A 21,688-nucleotide genomic window follows, 5' to 3' on the forward strand; every position below is an offset into this window, starting at 1 on the left:
CTCCTATAAAAAAACTACTTATCTTTATAAATCACTACTATACAAATAACAGTGAGTCATTATTAATGTCTACTATTGTGAAGTCTGGAGCCTGTCCGATTTCTGGCATATCGTCCTTGATTTGCTTGAGCATCTCAATCATTTCCTTGTTCTGTTTACTCTGCTCGTCAAGCTTACTCCTTTCTTCTGTTAGCATGTCATTTAATTGACTGATAGAGTTGCTATTGTTATGCAATACATCATCCAATTCAGGAACGAATTTCGTGTTCAGCTCTGCGATTAATTTATCTAAAGCTTTGTGGACATAACCAAGCTGCGCTGGATTTCGCGCAACTGTTTCATCATAACCTTTAGGTTTGGTGTTAACTTCTATTTTGCTTATTACTTTAAGTTCGTTTTTGCTTTCTTGTTTACTATTATTCATGCTAACTCCTATAAAAAATTATAATTTTAAAATCAATTCAGCTACATTGAAGTGGTATGTGGAAAGAGTAACAGCTAGCAAGCTATTACCTTTTTTATTAAAGCAACCCGTTCTTTTCGCCAGTAGCATGAGGGAATATGGAAGCTTCTGCAATGCCTGGCTGATCATCACGAAATTCCTGAAGCTCATCTCGAAGAGTTTGAAGTTGACTTTTTATTTCAGTTGTATTGTTCCCTATATTTGATATAGTTGTTGACAGTGGCTCCACTATGCCAGTTGTAATGTTACTGCTTAAACTTGTGTTATACTCATTAATACTGTCTATCAAGCCATCGTAAACCTTTTTAAGGTATGTTATAGCTGCGGCTGTTTGCTTCATTTCCGCTATAGGTATTTTTTCCAGTGGCTGATTTATATCAAAATCTAACTCCTTAGCACCTTTTTCTTTATTCTGAATTTTTACTGAATCTATACTTGGTTTTACAAAATCTGGTTTTGTAAAAACCGGGCTCTCAAGTTTTAGTAATTTACTTTGGTCTTAAGGCTCGTCACCAAAATATAATTCTACATTGTTTTTACTCATAATAAGTTACCTCCTATAAAAAAATTGATTTTCATAAATTGCTACCATACAAGTAGCATTGAATCGTTATTGTTTTCTACTATTGTAAAATCTGGAGCTTCTGCAATGCCTGGCATATCGTCCTTGATTTGCTTGAGCATCTCAATCATTTCCTTGTTCTGTTTACTCTGCTCGTTAAGTTTCCCTTTTAATGCATCAATAATAGCTTTAGACTGATCTTGATTGCTGAGATCACCGATCACAGCTGTCACTTTCTCATAAGGCAGTTTGTGAATGATGTCTTTAAGCTCTTCTGCGCCTACGTTATCCAAAAGTTCTTTAAACTGCTCATTAGACATATTGCGAGCAAAAGCTTGAAGTTTTTCTGGGTTATTAGCTAAAGACTTAATGATAATCTGAATCCTATTAGAATCAGTTAAATCCTGAGCTGTATTAAACAGGACTTGATATGACACTTTAAAAAAGTAAGTTAAGAATAATAAAAATAAGGAGTGTTAGAAATGAGTACAATACAAACAAAAATACTAAAACCAAAACTAGGATTACTAGAGCTAGCAAAACAATTAGGAAATGTGTCTCAAGCGTGCAAAGTGATGGGATACTCAAGAGATACATTTTATCGATTCAAGGAGTTATATGAAAATGGGGGAGAAGAAGCATTACATGAAATAAGTAAGAAAAAACCGCTATTAGCAAACAGAGTTTCGGAAGATATAGAAAGAGCAATAATTGGCATAGCTACAGAATTTCCTGCATATGGACAAGAAAGAGCTGCAAATGAGCTGAGAAAAAGAGGTATAATAATTTCCCAAGGAGGAGTAAGATCTGTATGGCTAAGAAATGACCTTGAAACTTTGAAAAAGAGACTTAAAGCACTGGAGGCAAAAGTAGCTCAAGACGGAATCATTTTAACTGAAGAACAACTTGCAGCTTTAGAAAAAGTGAAAGAACAAAGGGAAGCTCATGGTGAAATTGAGACGCAACATCCAGGTTATTTGGGTTCTCAAGATACCTATTATGTGGGCAATATCAAAGGCATAGGGCGCATTTATCAGCAAACTTTTGTTGATACTTATTCCAGAGTTGCAATGGTTAAACTTTACACGGACAGAACAGCTATTACAGCTGCAGATCTTCTTAACGATAGAGTTATCCCATTTTTTGATGAGCAGAGAATTCCATTATTACGCATTCTAACTGATAGGGGTACGGAGTATTGTGGCAAGCCCGAAAATCACGCTTATCAGCTATATTTAGGAATCGAAAATATCGATCATTCTAGAACCAAAGCCAACTCTCCACAAACTAATGGCATATGTGAAAGATTCCATAGAACTATGCAAGATGAGTGTTACAATATTATCTTTAGAAAGAAAATCTACTATTCTTTGGAGGATCTACAGATCGATGTTGATCATTGGTTGCGTTCTTACAATGAGACAAGGCCTCACTCAGGCAAATACTGCTATGGCAAAACACCTATGCAAACGTTTTTTGACAGTAAACATATTGCTTTTCAGAAAAATATTAGTAGCATTAAACAACAGCCTGATATTAGTTTTGACTACGTCAATTCTTCTGTCAGTTAATTCTTCTCTGTCAGATTAAATCTTGTCTTTTACAAATTTCTTCTACTAGGTTTTGATATTACATATGTGTACATCCCCATCATGAATGCTATTTTCGGTAAAATCTCTTACAACGCTCAAAAGCAGAAAAACAAAAACTTGATTTTCTCAGCTAAATAGTGGACCATCAAAAGCACGCATAAATATCTACAATGAAAGAAAAAACTTTCACAATCATCGATGGCTATGGTTTTCTTTTCAGAGCTTACTATGTACTACCTCACTTAATTACCACAACAGGAATGCCAATAGGTGGTGTATATGGCTTTCTGAATATGGTTCTTAAGTACATTGCCCATTCGGACTACTTAACTATAGCACTTGATGCAGGGAAAAAGAATTTTAGGTACAATTTATATCCTGAGTACAAAGCGAACAGAGTAACGCCTCCTGAGGATCTAACTCCACAGTTCACCATACTGAGGGAAGCGGTAGAAGCTTTTAACCTCAGCTATGAAGAAATTGAAGGTTATGAAGCAGATGACATAATCGCAACACTAGCTGCAAAATATGCCAACCACCAAGACTTTAAAGTGGTAGTCGTTTCATCAGATAAAGATTTGTTTCAACTCTTGAACCACAATATTTTAATATTCGACCCCATTAAAAATATATATATAGATGAAAAACAAATAGTAGAAAAATTTGGTGTAAACTCACACAAGCTTCTTGATTTATTTTCTCTAACTGGTGATGCATCCGATAACATTCCAGGCGTTCCGGGAATAGGTCCAAAAACTGCCACTAAATTATTAGATGAATTTGATTCATTGAATAATATTATAGAGAACATTGATAACATCGAGCAAACGAGGGTTCGTAATATTCTTACCGAACATAAGGAAAAAGCACTAATTTCAAGAGAACTTTTATCACTATGCGAAAAAGTAGACCTTCAACATGATATTGCAAAATATGAAGTCCATTCTCCAAATATGGAAAAACTATTATCCTTTTTAAAGAAGTATGAATTCAATTCTTTAATAGGTAAAATGGAAAAGCTTTTTTCCTATAATGGGTCTAGCACAAAAGAGAAAATAGAATATAGTAGTGAAGAGTTAGAGAAATTTTTGGAGCATTGTAGATATGAAGGCAAAATTGCAATTCATTACCACCTTGAAAACAATGTATTAAGTCTATCTTATAGCGAAAGTAATATTTTTTATATAGAGCAAGACAGCATACAAGATGCACTCATTATAATTAACTCAACTTTACTCTCAAATGGGGCGCTTAAAATAATACATAACATTAAAGAAATCAGGAAAATCTTCCCTACAGTAGAGAAGATGCTAGATTCAGTTGATGATTTGATGATAATGTCGTATAGCTTGGATACAGGAAAACACGATCACAGTATTCCAAACATAGTTGCGCATAATTTGAGTGAAAATGCAGAAATTTTCTCGGCAAAAACTTTAATAGCAATTCATGAAAAGCTAAAGCAAAGGTTATTTCAGGAAAAATTGTTCACAATTTACGAGCGCTTCGATAAGCCACTTATGAAAGTAATATTTGATATGGAGAAAAATGGAATATTGCTAAATATTCAAAAACTACAGGAGCTGTCCGATAAATTTCAGCAGGTAATTGCCGTGCTTGAAGATGAGATATATAACTTAGCAGAGGAAAGATTTAATATTGCGTCGCCAAAACAATTAAGTGATGTTTTATTTAATAAAATGGGGCTTAATAAAAAGAAAAAGTCAAAAAAATTTGGATCGTATAGCACCAATTATGAAGTTCTAGAGGCACTCGAAGAAGAAGGGGTAGAAATCGCAAGTAAAATCTTAAATTGGCGACATTTAAGTAAATTAAAAGGCACCTACACTGATGCACTAATAAAACAAGTTGATTCCATTGATGGTAGGATACACACAAACTTTTCAACGACTGCAACTACAACTGGAAGGCTGAGCTCCAGCAATCCTAATTTACAGAACATTCCTATCAGAAGCGAAGAGGGAAATCTTATCAGACAAGCATTTATTGCGCCAAAAGGGTGCAAGATAATCTCTGCTGACTATTCGCAAATAGAATTAAGACTCCTGGCACACGTTGCAAACGTTGCAGCATTTAAAGAAGCTTTTGCAAACGGACAAGATATTCATGAGATCACCGCAAGGCAAGTTTTTGGAGTGCAAGAAATAGATGAACAATTAAGACGCAAAGCAAAGTCCATCAATTTTGGAATTATATATGGCATTAGCCCATTTGGTCTTGCAAAGCGGCTTGGAATTACCATTGCGGAAGCTGCTGAATACATTAATTACTATTTTTCCTGTTACCCAGAAATAAAGGCCTATATGGAAAAAGCAGTGTCTATCGCAAGATTGCATGGTTATGTAGAAACTTTGTTTGGCAGGAGATGCTTTGTAAGAGACATAAACAATACAATTCCTTATATAAGACAATTTGCAGAAAGGGCAGCAATAAATGCACCACTGCAAGGCACCGCTGCTGATATAATAAAACGTGCGACGATTCAGCTTTTTGACCAATTGAAAGTAGGTAAAATAATCCTCCAGGTTCATGACGAATTGCTTGTTGAAGTGGAAGAGAGCAGAGTGCGAGAAACAGCAAAACTTGTGAAAAATATAATGGAAGGTGTAGTAGAAATTTCTATACCACTTGAAGTAGAAATAAAAGTTGGCGACAACTGGGCTCTTAATTATGACTTAAACATCGTGGATTCTAAGAGTATAAATCATTTGAACTAATACGAAAAATATGTTAGAATAAAACATAGCAAATGTAAATAGGTCAGCCATGACAGGCCCACAAGTAAAAAGTTCAAAATCTCCAAAGTTACCTACTCAGGTAACTAACAAAGATGAGAAAGTTTTTAAATTTGAAAAAGAGGAACATCAGTTAATCTATCGTGCTTTCTTAGATATTTTTAAAAATCCAGAAAAACTAGAAGAGCAAACGAAACAGGAAATAGAAAAGAAGAAACAGAAATTGAAAGAAGAACCTTCAAATCAAGAATTACAGAGTGATCTGAAGTCATTAGATGAACGATTAGAGCAATTACAGAATGGAAATGAAAAGAAAATTTTTACTTTTATATCAAAAAATCATGAAGGTATATTCAAGAATATTAATCAAGAAGATATAAAGTTACTAAGTGAAGAAAATTTTTCTCAGCTTTTACTTTCTGTGTTTAAAGAAATTAGAGAGCAAGGCTTAGCTAGAGAAGAGAAATTAAATGATGGTAAAATACAGCAAATAATAACCAAGTGTGTAGCTGATATACGCGGTACAGAAGCTTGGGATTGGGTTGTTGATTCTGTTAAACGTAAAATACCTGGGAGAGAATTATTAGAAAAAATACCAGGTCTCGGGAAAGTTTTAGGTGTTAAAAAAGAAGAGGATGAACCACCACTCAGTGATGAAGAGATGGTAACAACGTTCTTACGTAAGATCTTTCTTCCTATTCTTTTTTCCATTGCTTCAATATCAATTTTTGGTCCTACTACACTTGCGGTAGTTGTTGCTGCTATTGGTGCAATATTCGTCATAAAAGGAGGAATAGAAGTTCTTTTTTCAAATAACAAAAAAGGTACTTTGTATGACCCTAGCTCACAAGATAAAGATGATACAGAAAAGAGAGCAAAATTGAATGGAAAAATTCTCGAGGGCATTGATGATATTTTAAAAACCCCAGTTACAGGAGTTGAGAAAGGCACCTCTGTTTCTGAACAAAATTCCCAAGGAAACGAAAAGAGTGAACAACAACCTAAGCCTGTGTTTGAACAAGTTACTTTAGATCAGCAAACAGGGCAGCAAAGGTAAGACTACTCAGGTTTGCCAAAAAGTGAGTTGTGTAAGAGATCTGCTATAACGCATACAACAGGAGTATGATCAGACGGATTTTCTAGCTTACGCAATCTATCATCTATGTAACATGTTTCCAATTTATCTACAGCTTGTGGCGATAATAGCATATAATCTATTCGCATTCCTTGATTGTTTCTAAGTGAATTGCCTTGATAATGCCACCAAGTGAATTGTTGCAAATTGGGGTGGGATATTCTAAATGCGTCTTTAAACCCAAGATTCAAGATTGCTCTTAACTTCTCACGTTCTTTTATATGAAAGCACACTTGGCCATTCAATAAATTTGAATCAAAAACATCAATTTCATCCAATGCAACATTATAATCGCCAGCTATAATAGTTAACTCTTCATTCTTCAACAAAGTGCTCATTCTTTCATATAGGTTATCAAAAAACTTGAGTTTATATTCAAATGCGTGAGAGTCCGGGCTTTGACCATTTGGAACGTATACACTTCCTACCCTTACCTTCTGATTATTGTGCTTTATTATGCACTCTATATAACGCGCTTCTTGATAACCTTCTACAATGTCAATTTTAAACTTCTCCAGTATCGGATATTTAGATAAAACACAAACGCCATTTCTTGCAACTTGTCCATAGATAGCATATTCATATCCTAACTTTTCTATCTCTGCATAAGGAAATTGCTCTTCCGTACATTTTATCTCTTGCAGCAAAATTATATCTATCTGACTATCAACTATAAAACTACAAAGTTGGTTAATTCTTTTACGTATGGAGTTTACATTCCAAGTTGCAATCTTTAGCATCAGCAATCCTTATTAATTATATCAACTAAACTCTCCCCAGTAGGCAACCTCGATGTTATAATTTTTTTCCACTTGATTAACTTTAAACTATCAGCAATGTTCTTACTCATAGTATATGCAACTGTATTATCCATCGCATGAGATAGCCCACTTTTTAGAACTAATGAACAAAATACCCTTGCTGTCTGTGAGGAAAAAAAAGCAACACCATCAATTTTACCATCCAACAGCAAATTTTTACACCTATTAGTTAGACTCCTTTTAATAATTGTTTTATAGAGTACAACTTCTCTTACGTTAAAATCTTCTTCAGATAATCTCTTTTTTAGATCACATGATACTTCTTGTCCCCTTATATATAAGAACTTTATTGCATTTGAATAATGAGCTTTTATGAATGATATCAGACCATCAACGTTGCTGTCTGCTGAGATTATATCAGAAAATCCCAAATTTTTTGCAGCCTGCATGGTTGAATTACCAACTGTAATAATCGGAAAGTCATCCTCTTTGCATATTTGACTAAAAGCCTTTACACTGTTTTTACTTGTAGATATCACAACGTCAAATTCGTACGCAGATATATCAGGATTTAAGTACTTTATTGTGAATACTGGTTCTATAAAAACTTTGTATCCATACTTTCTCAATATATTTCTTGTATTGAACGAGTCCAATAAAGGCCTCGTTAATAAAATAGACTTCATTCTGATTTATTTCACTACTAGTAAAATAGTACCCTTTATACACAAATTACTGAATAAAAACTTTTATTTTGATAGCTTGAGCAATTATTCAAGTAATTGATGTGGAAGTAGGAGTACTAAGCGCTCCTACCCCAATAAGCCCACAATTTCTGCTTACACTTTTTTGACGCTAATTACGTTGAACTCTTTTGAATGGCTTCCTTCAGTGGAATGATATAACTAATATTCCTGTATAAGTTAAATAAGTTAATACTTAAGCTGCTCCTGCAGCTAGGGAGTGGTCATCAGTAGGTTTTTCTGCCTGTGGTTCGCTAATCACAGTTCGAACGATATTAGCTGCCATAAAGGCACAGCCTAGAATAAAAAAGGCAGTAGAAACAAAAGGAATGATAGGAGATTCGAGAGGCAATATAGATGCAATTCCTCCTATTAAAAACGAAACGTTAGATGTAAGATCAAGACAGATCTTTGTTAATTTTTTTTGTCCTGCTACACCAAGTTGCTTCTGTAGGAAATGATCATTTAGTGACCATATATTTAAAGCAAACGAAAGTGCGCTGAATATAGTGCCAGCAATACTAAAATACAGACTTAAGACAAGAATACTCAAGACCAATGCCGCTATGTATCCAATGAAAGAGATAGTAGATAGTGTAGTAACTAAGCGTTTCGAGTAAGTTCGTACCTTCTTTCTGTAGGCTAACTTATCTTTTTCACCATACATAGCATAAATATTACCTAATACGTTATATTATAGCATTAATTAATTCAACAAGCAATATGGAAGCTAAGAGTGCCCGAGAGAAGACTTGAACTTCCACAACTTAAAAAGTTACTAGCACCTGAAGCTAGCGCGTCTACCAATTCCGCCACCCGGGCTTTTTATAGTTTACTATGTTAAAGTTAAATAATATACTTAAACAATTTTTAGTTCAAAGGTAATGCCAAATCTAGATCAAATATTTTTTGCTCAAAACAATGTTAATATTAATAATGTATATAAAATAGTCAATAACGCTTTGAGCAATAGCGATGGTGGTGAGCTGTTTCTAGAATTTTGCCAGTCGGAGTCCCTGGTTTTTGAGGATAACATATTAAAACACATGGACTTGAATACTAGAAGGGGATTTGGTTTAAGGTCTTTTTGTGAAGATAGTACATCTTTCGTTTGTTCTTCTGAGATCAGCGAAAAAGAAATTAGTAATGCTGCTTCTATGGTAAAAAGCTCAGTGTCTTTAAACAAGACAAATTCAATAAATTTAAACGAAGAGACAAAAAGCCTATATTCGAGGATTAACCCTATAAATGAAATGGATCTGAATTCAAAGATTAAGCTACTCAATGAGGTTAATGAGTATGTAAGGTCCAAAAATAACTGCGTGAAGCAAGTAAAAATAACTCTAAGTGGAGAATGGCAAGTTGTACAAATAATAAAGGGTGATCACAGATTAAGCGATATCAGGCCTCTGGTACGTTTTAATGTGCTAGTCATTGTAGAAAAAGATGGCCGTACCGAAAGAGGTTCTGCAGGGCATGGTGGAAGGGACTCTTATAGTAAGTTTATTTCTGAGAAAAAGTGGAAAGAAGTTGCAAACCAAGCGTTAGAACAAGCACTGGTAAATCTTGAAGCAATTCCAACTCCAGCCGGAGAAATGACAGTCGTTTTAGGTCCAGGCTGGCCAGGAATATTGTTACACGAAGCCGTGGGTCATGGACTTGAGGGCGACTTCAATCGCAAAAAAGTCTCAGCATTTTCAAATTCTGTGGGTAAACAAGTAGCAGCTAGTGACATTACAGTAGTTGATGACGGAACTCTGCCCAATTTGCGCGGCTCTATCAGCGTAGACGATGAAGGCACTCCACCCAGTTATAATATATTGATAGAGGATGGGATCCTAAAAGGATACATGCAGGATCATATGAACGCTAAACTCATGGGTGTAAGCCCAACTGGTAATGGTAGAAGAGAAAGTTATAAAGAAGTTATTATGCCGCGCATGACAAACACCTATATGTTGCCCGGAAAGTATACACCGAAGGAAATAATATCTAGCGTAAAGAAAGGTCTATATGCAGTAAATTTCGGTGGTGGGCAGATTGATATAACGTCAGGAAAATTTGTTTTTTCATCTTCGGAAGCTTACCTAATAGAAAATGGCAAAATTACACAGCCAGTAAAAGGAGCAACACTAATTGGTGACGGTCCAACAGTGTTGAAAAAAGTATCTATGGTTGGTAATGACTTAAAGTTAGATCCTGGTGTTGGCACATGCTCGAAAGATGGACAAAATGTGCCCGTTGGAATTGGTAAGCCGACACTCAAAGTCGACGCAATAACTGTTGGTGGAACTGAGATATAGATAAGGGCTAAAACGGATTCCAGCGCACGGCGCACAGCTGTACAAACATTGTGATTTGGAAGCAATTGCCACCAGTAGGGTGTCATCCCAGTGTCTGGGCACTGCCTTTGTGTTTGAGGCAAAACTGGCTATAACATTTAACACACTGCTTTCGCAAATAAATGTTCGTACAGTTATGTGTCAGCTACTTGGATGACACTTTTGTACTTGATGCAAGATTATATCTTGAAAAAATTAAGTTTTAATGCTATAAAATAATTGTAAATTTTGTCTCCGTGGTAGCTTTATGAATGTTGAAAGTAAAAAAATACATGATACTAAAATAAAATTACCAATATTTCTTGATTATCAATCTACTACTAAAGTGGATCCCCGTGTTTTAGAGGTGATGATACCTTACTTTGGTGAGTTCAGCAATGCACACTCTCGCAGCCATTCATTTGGTTGGACTGCTGAAGAAGCAGTGGAAAAAGCAAGGAAACACATCGCTGATCTGGTGAACGCAGATAGCAAAGAAATTATCTTTACCTCAGGTGCAACTGAGTCAAATAATACAGCAATCAAGGGCGTTGCTCACTTTTATAAAAATAAAGGAAATCATATAATCACTGTCTGCACGGAGCATAAGTGTGTTCTGGATTCTTGTCGGCATCTGGAAAATGAAGGCTTTAAAGTTACATATTTGCCTGTTAAGCAAAACGGAATTATAGATTTATCAAAGCTTGAGGAAGCAATTACTGATCAAACAATCCTGGTTTCAGTGATGATGGTAAATAATGAAATCGGAGTAATTCAGCCTGTCAAAGAAATTGGTGCAATATGTAGAAAGTATAATATATTTTTCCATACAGATGCAGCTCAAAGCTTTGGAAAAGTTCCAATTGATGTTAATGAGATGTGCATTGATCTTATGAGTCTCTCTAGCCACAAAATTTATGGACCTATGGGAATAGGCGCATTATATGTCCGTAGAAAGAATCCTCGTGTTAGGCTGATACCACTAATTAGTGGTGGTGGACAGGAAAGAGGCATGCGCTCTGGCACAGTTCCAACACCTCTTGCAGTTGGTTTTGGTGAAGCGGCACGTATTGCTAAAGAAGAAATGAAAAAAGAAACAACTAGAGTGGAAGAATTAAGGAATATTTTGTATAATAAGATAAAAGAAGCGTTTCCTGATATCGTTTTAAATGGTGACTATGAAAATAGGATTCCTGGCAATCTAAACTTGAGCTTTCCCTATGTTGAGGGTGAGTCTCTCATCATGGCAATCAAGGATTTAGCAGTAAGTTCTGGTTCTGCGTGCACGTCTGCGTCTCTTGAGCCTTCCTATGTCATACGGTCGCTAAATAATGGCCATGACCTTGAGCATTCATCAATTAGATTTGGCCTAGGCCGATTTACAACCAAAGAAGAAGTTTTGTACGCAGCAGATCTTATTACTAAAAATGTTGGCCGATTGAGAGAAATGAGCCCACTTTGGGAGATGGTACAAGAAGGAGTAGATTTGAACACCGTGAAATGGGACTCTCATTAAATGTATCCGTTCCAATTGCAAATGCACTTTGAAATTACTCTAGCTATACGCAACAACTTTACTTTCAACAATTTTATTAGCAATAATACGACTTTCACAATCAATATTTATTATATCAGATAGTGAATTAATATCAGTATAACTATCAAAATTTTCAATTGTTGATTCCACTACCTCTACTATTTCTAAAAAGCCGATTCGTGACTTCAAAAATTCATTAACAGCTATTTCATTTGCAGTATTGAGCACAATACTGTTTGTTTGTGGAGCAGAAGAGTTTAACACTGCCATGCTAAGCTTTAGCGCAGGAAAACGTTTATGGTCTGGTTCTTGAAAGGTCAATTTTCCTTGCTCTGTTAAATCTAGTTTATAATTTAAAGCTGATCTTTCCGGCCAAGATAGAGCATATGAAATAGGAATTGCCATATCAGTTTCTGCAAGCACAGCAAAGTTGAACCCATCCTTATGAGTTACAATTCCATGTACTATTGACTCAGGATGCACTATTGCTTCAATTTTATCCGGGCTGATGTTGAACAAGTTATGTGCTTCTATTATCTCTAGTGCCTTATTCATCATTGTTGCGCTATCAACTGAGATTTTCTTTCCCATATTCCAAGTGGGGTGACTAAGCGCCTTATCTACCATAACATTTTTTAATTGCTCAAGGCTATAATTTAAGAACGGTCCACCAGAAGCAGTAAGTATGATCTTTTCCACGCATTTGTCGTCATTTTGCAAAATTTGAAAAATTGCATTGTGCTCAGAGTCAATAGGGATTATTTGTACGTTTTTTTCTTTAGCTTTTTTGAGTAATAACTTTCCACCACAAACAATGCTTTCTTTGTTTGCCAATGCAATGACTTTGGTACCGCTTTCTATAACCTCCATAACTGGCCCAAGGCCTGCAATGCCAACTATTGCAACAACTGAGAGATCAACAGGTATAGCAGCAATATTTGTAGCACCAATTGCTATTTTTACATCTGTACCAAGTAGACTTTCTTTCAAATCTTTGTAAAGCCTTTCATCGGAGATAGCAACATATTTTGCATTTAGCAGTTTTGCTTGGTGTGCCAGTAGAGCAAAGTTCGAATGGGCACTTAGTGCTTCCACTTGGTATTCTTCTCTTCTCTTTGAGAGCAAATCTACAGTCTTTTTTCCAACACTTCCTGTTGATCCTAAAACTGAAACCTTTTTCACTAAGACAAACTCATAACAATAGCAACTTTTCTTGCGAGACTTTCTCCCAACTATTCAATAGTTTTTAAGCGTTTAACCAAGTTCATGCCCGTGGTCATCGCCAACAGATGGTGAAGGACCAGGTGAAAAAGATTGACCATGGTGATCACCTGCATCATGCATGTCTTGCAAACCATCAGCATTATGAGCTATCTCGTTATTGGCATGAGGGTAATCATCTGAGTGATGTCCATCATCACCATGAGCCATATCCATTCCTTCTGATGGCATATCTTCCCCACCTCCACCTGAAAAATATTCTGCAAGGCCTTCAAGAAGTTTTATGCCAAACATATTACCTGACTTTCCAAACAATGTTACTAGACTACTGCCACTCACCAAGCCTTCAAATACGTTACTATAAGCAGCAATTGCTCCTTCATGAAAGTTGAACAACCATTTCATTCCATCCACGACTGTTGAAACAGAGTCACTATGACCAAGACCAAAACCACTTTTCTCACCAGCGGCTTCTTGGTGTTGTTGCTGCGCTTGCCATTCTGCAATGTTTGGACCTTCACTCATAAATTTTTACTCTCAACCTTAAGCTATTATTTTATCACAAATATTGCAAAATATCAATAGAGCTTTTGAATATAGCTAATACAAACAATTTCTGTTATCTTATATAGGATCCAGTTCGAAAAAAATCTGAATTCCAATGTCCACTACCTTTTACAAAGTTAAAACTTAAAAATATGACTGTTAGCAATAGTGTATATATCTTTAGCTATATATAATGAATGAATTTTTTTATATATTCGTTATTAGTATTTTGTATTTCCTGAACAGTTCCATGGGAAATGATCTCCCCTTCATATAGTACTGCTATTTTATCAGCTATTTTAAATGCGCTATGAATATCATGTGTAATCGTGATAATTGTAGGGTTAAGATCTCCAGACAATTTTATTATTATCTCGTTTACTATATCTGACATAATTGGGTCCAATCCTGAAGTTGGTTCATCCAATATGATGATTTCTGGGTTGTGTGCAATCGCCCTTGCAAGTGCTACTCTTTTTTTCATTCCACCTGACAACTCTATTGGAAACATATCTGCTATATTTTCTTCCAATCCAACATCATTTAGCTTTTCAATTGCTAGCTGTTTTGCCTCTTTTTTGCTGATATTAAAGCGTTTTTTATAATTAAAAGATATATTTTCCCACACTGTAACATAGTCAAATAAAGCGGAATTTTGAAATAAAACCCCAAATTTATTTTTGCTTTTACTATTTATTTTAATAGACCCTGAGTCTGGTGTCAGCAAGCCAATGATTGTTTTTGTTAATACAGATTTGCCGCTTCCTGAGCCACCAAGTATGACTAATGATTCCCCTTTTGATATATCAAGATTTAGATCTTTTAGTACTGTCCTGTCATCAAAAGATAAGCTTAAGTTCGATATTGATATTATGGAGTTACGCATGTATCAAAGTAATCATGTAGTTTGCTAAAATGATCAGTATGGACGATAAAACAACAGTTGATGTTGTAGCAACACCTACTCCTCGTGCACCTTCTTTGCAATGGTAACCGTAATAGCAACTTGAGACAGAAATTATGGCGCCAAAAGCAGTTGCTTTAGCTAGCCCAGTTACAAAATCGTACGTATTAAAGAACTGAGCTGTGTATTTAATGTATATATTTAGATTGTGGTTAAATTCGAAGACTGCAGTGACATATCCTCCAAATATTCCTATTAGATCTGCACATACTGTAAGTATGGGAAATACTATGATTGACGCTAAAATCCTTGGTGCAATTAAATATTTGAAAGGGTTGATGTTCAAAGTTGTAAGGGCATCTATTTGCTCGGTGATGCGCATCGTACCAATTTCTGCTGCAGCTGATGATCCAACCTTTCCTACCATTATTAAGCTGATCAAAACTGGTCCTAACTCTTTAATGATAGTGATCGTAACAAGTTTGGGTATTATCTGTTCTTGGTTAATTAATGGGTCACTCAAGCTACTTTGTAAAACTATCGCTGCTCCTATAAAAACTCCAGTGAGCCCAACAATTGGCAGAGAGAAAAAGCCTATCTCTATAATTTGTCTTGCTACGTTGCTAAAATAATATGGTGGCACGAAGCAGTGGTATAGAGATTGAATAAAAAATATGAATGCACTACCAAGCCTTAACAAAAAATTGATAAAGTACCTACCAATTATTCTAACACTATTTATATCAAAAAAGCTCACTTTGTATTCATTTTAGCTAGAGGTTAGTCTTACTGATTTTATTAAAATTTTTATTAACTTTATCGCAAAGTATAGCTGAGATATGTTTTAAGTTCAATATACTTGATGTTTTAATTTATAGCTTAACCCAAGAAAGGTTTCCCTACGTCATACCGCGATTCATTCGCGGTATAGATTCCGCTAACTAGTAGCGGAATGACGGTTTTTCAAATTGTAGGTAAACCTAAGCCACTTTAGCTATAGAACTCAATTACGTAAGCAAACCTTACTTATTTTACTATCCCTGTTTACTTCCTGTAAAAAACATGTTACTAATGAATTGAATTTTGTAGTAGAATGGAGGAAGTTTTGGCAGTTCCAAAAAGAAAAAAGTCAAAGTCAAGGCGTAATATGCATCGTTCTCATCATGCTATTGAGCCTAAGAATGTTGTGGTATGTTCAACAACTGGGGAATTCATGTTGCCTCACAATGTAGCAGTCGATGGCAGTTACAAAGGAAAACGAGTTTTCATTAAGCAACAGGCAGAATGACTATTATGATATGTTATCTACGGTCAATAATAATATAGTTATTGCACTTGACGCTATGGGGGGCGATTTTGCGCCTCTTTCCGTAATTCAGGGTGCTGGTTTTTTTTTGGATAATCTTGTTGACCCAGGCATTAAAGTTTTTTTTCATATTTATGGAGATAAGGAAGAAGTATCTCCTTTGCTTTCAAAATACAAAAAAGTAAGTAACAATTCTGAGTTTACTCATTGTTCTGACAATGTTCTTGCAAATGATAAGCCATCTTTTGCGCTGAGACATCGTAAAGACTCAAGTATGAAAGCTGCAATTGTTGCAGTGAAAGAAGGTAAAGCTTTCGGAGTGGTATCTTCAGGCAACACCGGAGCGTTGATGGCAATTTCCAGATTTATTTTAGGAACATTACCAAATATTTATCGTCCTGCTATTGCCTCTATCTGTCCAACTAAGACAAAAAGCTTCGCTTTGCTTGACCTTGGTGCAAATGTTGATTGTAATGCCGACTCATTATTTCAATTTGCGTTAATGGGTAGTATATTTGCAAAAATAGCATTAAAAATTGACAATCCAGAAGTTGCTTTGCTAAATATCGGTACAGAAGAAGTTAAAGGTAATGACTCAGTGCGCGGCGCTTTTGAGTTGCTTAAAAACGCTTCTGGCATTAATTTCAAAGGATATATAGAGGCAAGTGAATTTTTAGAGGGTAATATAGATGTGATTGTTGCTGATGGTTTTGTTGGCAATGTAATGCTCAAAACGGCTGAGGCAACCGCTAGTACCTTTATCAATCTAATAAAGCAGGAAGTATTCAACTCGTGGATAGTGAAAATGCTTGTTGGTATATTGTTAAAATCCAAACTAAATAAAGCATTAACGCGTTTTAACCCCAAAATTAGAAGTGGAGCTATGTTTTTAGGGCTGAATGGTATCATCATTAAAAGTCATGGAAATTCTGATGCTATTTCTTTTGCCCATGCCATAAAATTTGCAGTAAATGCAATTAGTGAAAATTTAAATCAAAAGATAATTAACGGGGTAAGTCATATTGAATAAGAGTTTCATATTAAGCACTGGATCTTACCTACCAAGAAAAATGCTGAGTAACAACGAAATTGCATCGATGGTTGAGACAAGCGATGAATGGATAAGGCAGAGAACAGGAATAGTTCAAAGGCATATAGCAGATGAAGGAGCATTAACGTCAGATCTAGCTGTAAATGCAGCAAAAAGTGCTATAGAAAAAGCTAAAATTTCAGTGGATGAAATTGATTTAATTGTAGTTGCAACAACAACACCTGATAAAACTTTGCCTAGCTGTGCAACGATTGTACAAAGTAAGTTAAAATGTAAAAATGCATTTTCTTTTGATGTACAAGCAGCATGCTCTGGTTTTATATATGCAGTTACAGCTGCTGATTCGCTCATAAAATCTAACAATAGAATTAAATATGCGCTCGTTATTGGTGCTGAAATAATGTCTAGGATTGTTGACTGGGAAGATAGGTCAACTTGTGTACTCTTTGGTGATGGTGCTGGTGCAGTAATAATGAAATCAGCATGTCATTTTAACGTCATTCCAACAAATGATGCTGATACTTGGGTGGCAGAGAAGGGGGTTACAAAAGGTATAATTTCAACTAGCCTATATTCTGATGGCAATGTGGACATACTATGTACGAACGGAGGGATATCCTCAACTGGTGATTCTGGAAAAATATGCATGAATGGAAGAGAAGTGTTTAAACATGCAGTGGATAAGTTAACAGCCTCAGTAGAGGAAACTCTGAAATGCAATAATTTGAAAATCACTGATATTGACTGGTTAATTCCCCATCAAGCAAACATTCGTATTATTGAAGCAGTAGTAAAGAAATTAGATTTTCCTATAGAGAAAGTGATTAATACCGTTGATAAGCATGCAAACACCTCAGCGGCATCAATTCCACTGGCCTTAGACTATGCAATACAAGAATCAAAAATAAAATCAGGAAATCTGGTACTGCTGATTTCAATAGGTGCAGGCCTGACCTGGGGTTCCGTGTTGCTGCACTATTAGACTTCCTGCATTACCTCCTGTCATCCAAGTACCCTCTTTGTCATTCCAGTGCCTCTTTCTCCTGTCATCTCAGTGCCCTGACTACTTGGATCCAGGAAAAAAATGGTGTCATCCAAGTAGCCTCCCTCCCCTGTCATCCCAGTGCTTGACACTGGGATCCAGGAAAGTTTGCTTGTAAGCAAGCAAACTAGCACAGAAAGTGGTTACAACATTTTCGATGAGATTATATGGAAAACTAGATCCCAGTGTCAAGCACTGGGATGACAAAAAAAGGAGCACTGGGATAACACCATTTGTTGTGTTTAACAAAGTTCGTACTTAGCTTCATGCTAGCCATAAACATTAAGAAATTTACTAAACAGAAAAAAAGGCAAAAGAAGCCCCGTGGTTGGCTAATTACTTACATTATACTTTCAAGTATGGCGTTTTTTTATTCTAAACGCTTAATAACCGCGATTCAGCTGCTTTTAAGCCGCAACTAATCTAAATTATAAACGTTAAGAAATTTACTAAGTGGAAAAAAAGGCAAAGAAACCCTAGGGTAGCTAGTATTCAAATTCTCCCTTGTCTATTTGACGTCTTTTACTGTCTTAAACGCTTTATAAGCGCGTTTCGGCTTGTATAGGTAGAAACCTAAAAGTTTTATAAAGACATGAGGTGCACATAGTGCAAAAAATTAAGCATGATTTACGCCAAATACATTAAGTTTTTTTGTCATTAATCCACTGCAGAGATTGCGAAGATAAATAAATAGCTTCAGTTTCATGATAAGGGGGCCGGCGAAGGGTGTCAAGCAAGTTTTTCTTTTCCATGGATTCCCTTTGAAGTTGAATATTGAAAATTGACTGGAGAGTTGTGGATTACTTTGTATATGTCATAACAAGCCATGGCACTCTCAGCAAAACCACTTAATATTAACTTTAGTTTGCCTGAATAAGTAGCTATATCTCCGATTGCATATATCCTATCTCTACTGGTTTTTAAGGTAGTCGGATCAACAACTATGCGGCTATGTTCTAACTCTATACCCCAATTGTTTATTGGACCAAGATTCATTGACAATCCAAAAAATGGCAGCAAAAAATCAGCGGATATTTCTTTTTCTTCCTTAGAGGCAATGTTTTTTACTATCACTGCGCTCAACTGCCCATTACCTCCTGCTAGTTCGTGTAATTGATATGGCACTACCAGTTCTATCTTTCCATCATTTTCAAGTGATTCTAATTTATTTCTAGTTTCAGGAGTGCAGCGAAATTCCTTTCTCCTATGTATCACATAAATTTTCTTTGCAACTTTAGAAAGTTCTACGGTCCAATCAGCCGCAGAATCACCCCCCCCTGCAATGACTATAGTTTTGTCCTGAAAATCAGAAATTTTATTTACACTATAAAATACAGATTTATTTTCATATTCTAATATACCACTTAAGGGTGGACGGTTAGGTTCAAACATTCCGTTACCTGCAGCAACAATAACAGCCTTACATTTTACCTCTTTGCCTGTATTAGTTATGATAATAAAGCTTTGATCGCAGTTATTCGAAATCTTTTCCACTTTTTGACTTAAATGGTAAACGGGCTCAAATGGTGAAGCTTGCTCCGTTAGTCGTTCAATTAATTTTTGGGCAGTAATTACAGGATAACCAGGTATATCGTATATTGGCTTTTCTGGGTAAAGAGCAGTGCATTGTCCTCCTGCTTGATCCAAAACATCTATTATATGACATTTCATATCAAGCATTCCCGCTTGAAAAGCAGTGAATATTCCAACAGGCCCTGAACCTATTATTACTATATCGGTTTTCATATTCAGATGGTAATCTATTTATAGATATTAGCTTTCTTCGCTAATAAGGTCAATTTACAAAGGGATGTATTTTTAAAAATGTGGCTAGATTAGATAAGATTTCCAGCGTTACGAACCACATAGTCCAAATAAGCTCTAAAAATCAGCTAACATAGTGGGATGCTAAAAGTAGCGTGCGGACGGAATGGGATTCGAACCCATGGTACGCTCATCACGTACGTCAGTTTTCAAGACTGGTGCCTTAAACCGCTCGGCCATCCGTCCATTTCTTTTCTATCACAACATTTGATTTTAAGCAATCTATAAAAGCTTTACTTGCCCACGCAAAAGTTGCTAAACACACTACTCAATATTTCCTCAACATCAATAATTCCAATCACCGCACCAAGTTCAAATGCAGCAAGCCTCAAATCTTCAGATATCAACTCAATTGGATTATCGATATTAAAACGTTGTAAATGTTCCAGTGCTTTCTTCATGTGATTCCTATGTCTTTGCCGAGTAATCACAGGAGTGTCTCTATCATGCCCAAATTTTTCCTCTGCCTTCTCTTTTATGAGGGAGATCAACTTGTTTGTGCCTATTCCCTTTAAAATAGAAATAGGTAGAAAATCTACACCGCCAATCAGTATATTTCTGTCATTAATTGCATCGTCAGCTTTGCTCAGAACATAAATGGTGTCATTTTGGTCTGATGTCATGCAAGTAGCTGACACTGGAATCCAGCTTATCTCATCATGAACATTGTTTTCAGCACATGTTTCTAGAATCCATTGTCTATTGCATAATTTGCAAGTATTTTTATATCTGGATCCCAGTGTCACGCACTGGGATGACACCGTTTGTTGATTACAATATTTGCATAGTTGTGTGTCAACGACAGATGGTATATTGCCTGCGGCTTGATAGTTGACATCGTGTCGTTGTTCAAAAGGAAATAGTTCTATTCTTAAATCAGCTTCAAAAGACCTTTTTTTCGCTCGACTTATACCTTCTGATTCTATTGGATCTGAACTCTCACGAATTCCAGCAGTATCAGAGAGAATGATTGGGTATCCGCCAATGTCAATATGAGCTTCAAGTATATCTCTTGTTGTGCCTGCATATTCAGAAACAATAGCAATATCACGCTTGGCTAAGAAATTAAACAGAGTTGATTTACCGACATTTGGTTCACCAGTTATTACAATATGTAAACCCTCACGCAACCTTTCGCCCCGTCTATTATCATTTAAATGCTCTTGTATCAACTGCACGAGAGATTGCACTTCATTATTAATTTTTTCCAATTCACTTTTTTCTGCCCAAATGTCCTCTGGAAAGTCTATATATGCTTCGATTTTGGATTGTATCGTTATTAATCTTTGCCTCCAATTGCTGTATAGTCTCTCCAATTCTCCTGATATCTGCTTAATCGCTTGTTTAGCTTGCATTTTCGTCTCAGCATCAATTAAGTCTGCAATCCCTTCTATTTGCGTTAAGTCAAATTTACCATTTAGAAAAGCCCTAAGTGAGAATTCTCCAGGCTTGGCCATAACGAAAACTTTTGATAATTCCTCCAAGATGATTTTTATAACTGCCTTGCTTCCATGCACTTGTAACTCTATAACGTTCTCGCCAGTGAAACTGTTTGGAGCAGGGAAATAGATGATTATTCCATTATCTATCAATTGACTGGAATCATCATATAGATCAACTAAAGTAGCAAATCTTGGTTTAATTTCTTTCTTAATATGAAAATGATTTAAAGCTTTAAGCGCGTAATTGCCTGAAATTCTGATTACTGCAACTCCTGACTTACCAAATACGGTCGACAAAGCGAAAATAGTTTCATTTGTGTTTGTCATTATTTATATAAACTACTTAGCAATGTTATACTTAAGGAACCAAAATACCTAATTTGAAAACATCTAAATTTTATTTATCTTGTCAATTTATAGTAATATAACACTATCATATTAATGAATATATTATATAAAAAAACTGTAAAGATCATCCAGGT

20 protein-coding genes, 2 tRNA genes and 1 pseudogene are annotated in these 21,688 nt (G+C 35.7%); 8 read left to right on the forward strand and 15 right to left on the reverse strand.

Going from position 1 to position 21,688, the window contains the following annotated elements:
• Window positions 1-37: 37 nt before the first annotated feature.
• The 3 genes and pseudogenes from OPR49_RS05700 to OPR49_RS05710 form a co-directional block, all read right to left on the reverse strand.
• Window positions 38-424 (reverse strand): hypothetical protein, encoded by a 387-nt coding sequence (locus OPR49_RS05700; RefSeq protein WP_265026910.1) that lies wholly within the window; start codon window positions 422-424, stop codon window positions 38-40.
• 97 nt (window positions 425-521) lie between these two features.
• Window positions 522-803 carry a hypothetical protein gene (locus OPR49_RS05705; protein WP_265026911.1) on the reverse strand — a complete coding sequence of 94 codons (282 nt, stop codon included), beginning with the start codon at window positions 801-803 and terminating at the stop codon, window positions 522-524.
• 245 nt (window positions 804-1,048) lie between these two features.
• Window positions 1,049-1,441: pseudogene (locus OPR49_RS05710) on the reverse strand (MgtE intracellular N domain protein); the annotation flags it as partial.
• A gap of 66 nt (window positions 1,442-1,507) precedes the next feature.
• Between OPR49_RS05710 and OPR49_RS05715 the strand changes: the two are divergent.
• The 3 genes from OPR49_RS05715 to OPR49_RS05725 all read left to right on the forward strand — a co-directional run bounded on the left by OPR49_RS05715 (window position 1,508) and on the right by OPR49_RS05725 (window position 6,430).
• On the forward strand, window positions 1,508-2,596 hold the full coding sequence (locus tag OPR49_RS05715) for an IS481 family transposase (RefSeq protein ID WP_265027486.1): 1,089 nt from the start codon (window positions 1,508-1,510) through the stop codon (window positions 2,594-2,596).
• A gap of 191 nt (window positions 2,597-2,787) precedes the next feature.
• Window positions 2,788-5,355, forward strand: a complete 2,568-nt coding sequence (polA, locus tag OPR49_RS05720) for a DNA polymerase I (RefSeq protein WP_265026912.1) — start codon at window positions 2,788-2,790, stop codon at window positions 5,353-5,355.
• A 49-nt stretch (window positions 5,356-5,404) separates the two neighbouring features.
• Entirely contained in the window at window positions 5,405-6,430 is a 1,026-nt protein-coding gene (locus OPR49_RS05725) for a hypothetical protein (protein ID WP_265026913.1), read from the forward strand.
• A 2-nt stretch (window positions 6,431-6,432) separates the two neighbouring features.
• Here the strand turns inward: OPR49_RS05725 and OPR49_RS05730 are convergent, their stop codons facing one another.
• The 4 genes from OPR49_RS05730 to OPR49_RS05745 all read right to left on the reverse strand — a co-directional run bounded on the left by OPR49_RS05730 (window position 6,433) and on the right by OPR49_RS05745 (window position 8,834).
• The gene (locus tag OPR49_RS05730; protein WP_265026914.1) at window positions 6,433-7,248 is read right to left on the reverse strand and encodes an exodeoxyribonuclease III; all 816 of its coding nucleotides are present in this window, start codon (window positions 7,246-7,248) and stop codon (window positions 6,433-6,435) included.
• Complete coding sequence (locus tag OPR49_RS05735; RefSeq protein ID WP_265026915.1) at window positions 7,248-7,955, reverse strand: uroporphyrinogen-III synthase; 708 nt, start codon at window positions 7,953-7,955, stop codon at window positions 7,248-7,250. Before OPR49_RS05735 ends, OPR49_RS05730 begins: the two co-directional genes overlap by 1 nt.
• Before the next feature lie 253 nt (window positions 7,956-8,208).
• Window positions 8,209-8,679, reverse strand: coding sequence for a hypothetical protein (locus OPR49_RS05740; protein ID WP_265026916.1), 471 nt, complete (start codon window positions 8,677-8,679; stop codon window positions 8,209-8,211).
• 70 nt (window positions 8,680-8,749) lie between these two features.
• Window positions 8,750-8,834 (reverse strand) — tRNA-Leu (locus OPR49_RS05745).
• Between the two features lie 62 nt (window positions 8,835-8,896).
• Between OPR49_RS05745 and tldD the strand changes: the two genes are divergently transcribed.
• Both tldD and OPR49_RS05755 read left to right on the forward strand, forming a co-directional pair.
• On the forward strand, window positions 8,897-10,315 hold the full coding sequence (gene tldD / locus OPR49_RS05750) for a metalloprotease TldD (protein ID WP_265026917.1): 1,419 nt from the start codon (window positions 8,897-8,899) through the stop codon (window positions 10,313-10,315).
• Between the two features lie 286 nt (window positions 10,316-10,601).
• Window positions 10,602-11,849, forward strand: coding sequence for an IscS subfamily cysteine desulfurase (locus tag OPR49_RS05755; RefSeq protein WP_265026918.1), 1,248 nt, complete (start codon window positions 10,602-10,604; stop codon window positions 11,847-11,849).
• 39 nt (window positions 11,850-11,888) lie between these two features.
• Here OPR49_RS05755 and dxr read toward each other — a convergent pair whose 3' ends face one another.
• The 4 genes from dxr to OPR49_RS05775 form a co-directional block, all read right to left on the reverse strand.
• Complete coding sequence (dxr, locus tag OPR49_RS05760; protein ID WP_265026919.1) at window positions 11,889-13,052, reverse strand: 1-deoxy-D-xylulose-5-phosphate reductoisomerase; 1,164 nt, start codon at window positions 13,050-13,052, stop codon at window positions 11,889-11,891.
• 72 nt (window positions 13,053-13,124) lie between these two features.
• Entirely contained in the window at window positions 13,125-13,616 is a 492-nt protein-coding gene (locus OPR49_RS05765; protein ID WP_265026920.1) for a hypothetical protein, read from the reverse strand.
• Window positions 13,617-13,821: 205 nt separating this feature from the next.
• Entirely contained in the window at window positions 13,822-14,523 is a 702-nt protein-coding gene (locus tag OPR49_RS05770; RefSeq protein WP_265026921.1) for an ABC transporter ATP-binding protein, read from the reverse strand.
• Window positions 14,516-15,298 carry an MlaE family ABC transporter permease gene (locus OPR49_RS05775; RefSeq protein WP_265026922.1) on the reverse strand — a complete coding sequence of 261 codons (783 nt, stop codon included), beginning with the start codon at window positions 15,296-15,298 and terminating at the stop codon, window positions 14,516-14,518. Before OPR49_RS05775 ends, OPR49_RS05770 begins: the two co-directional genes overlap by 8 nt.
• A gap of 348 nt (window positions 15,299-15,646) precedes the next feature.
• Here OPR49_RS05775 and rpmF point away from each other — a divergent pair, with 348 nt between their 5' ends.
• The 3 genes from rpmF to OPR49_RS05790 are packed head-to-tail and all read left to right on the forward strand — an operon-like array spanning window position 15,647 to window position 17,880.
• Window positions 15,647-15,829 carry a 50S ribosomal protein L32 gene (rpmF, locus tag OPR49_RS05780; RefSeq protein ID WP_010962967.1) on the forward strand — a complete coding sequence of 61 codons (183 nt, stop codon included), beginning with the start codon at window positions 15,647-15,649 and terminating at the stop codon, window positions 15,827-15,829.
• 10 nt (window positions 15,830-15,839) lie between these two features.
• Window positions 15,840-16,877, forward strand: coding sequence for a phosphate acyltransferase PlsX (plsX, locus tag OPR49_RS05785; protein ID WP_265027537.1), 1,038 nt, complete (start codon window positions 15,840-15,842; stop codon window positions 16,875-16,877).
• Complete coding sequence (locus tag OPR49_RS05790; protein ID WP_265026923.1) at window positions 16,870-17,880, forward strand: beta-ketoacyl-ACP synthase III; 1,011 nt, start codon at window positions 16,870-16,872, stop codon at window positions 17,878-17,880. The genes plsX and OPR49_RS05790 overlap by 8 nt, the downstream gene beginning before the upstream one ends.
• A 20-nt stretch (window positions 17,881-17,900) precedes the next feature.
• On the opposite strand, the gene OPR49_RS05795 is transcribed toward OPR49_RS05790, so the two are convergent.
• The 4 genes from OPR49_RS05795 to mnmE form a co-directional block, all read right to left on the reverse strand.
• The gene (locus tag OPR49_RS05795) at window positions 17,901-18,062 is read right to left on the reverse strand and encodes a hypothetical protein (protein ID WP_265026924.1); all 162 of its coding nucleotides are present in this window, start codon (window positions 18,060-18,062) and stop codon (window positions 17,901-17,903) included.
• A 607-nt stretch (window positions 18,063-18,669) separates the two neighbouring features.
• Window positions 18,670-19,686, reverse strand: coding sequence for an NAD(P)/FAD-dependent oxidoreductase (locus OPR49_RS05800; RefSeq protein ID WP_265026925.1), 1,017 nt, complete (start codon window positions 19,684-19,686; stop codon window positions 18,670-18,672).
• A 176-nt stretch (window positions 19,687-19,862) separates the two neighbouring features.
• Window positions 19,863-19,950: transfer RNA gene (locus OPR49_RS05805), tRNA-Ser, on the reverse strand.
• A 47-nt stretch (window positions 19,951-19,997) separates the two neighbouring features.
• Entirely contained in the window at window positions 19,998-21,533 is a 1,536-nt protein-coding gene (gene mnmE / locus OPR49_RS05810) for a tRNA uridine-5-carboxymethylaminomethyl(34) synthesis GTPase MnmE (RefSeq protein ID WP_265026926.1), read from the reverse strand.
• Window positions 21,534-21,688: the final 155 nt, after the last annotated feature.

This window comes from Wolbachia endosymbiont (group A) of Bombylius major, from assembly GCF_947251895.1.
GTDB lineage: Bacteria > Pseudomonadota > Alphaproteobacteria > Rickettsiales > Anaplasmataceae > Wolbachia > Wolbachia pipientis.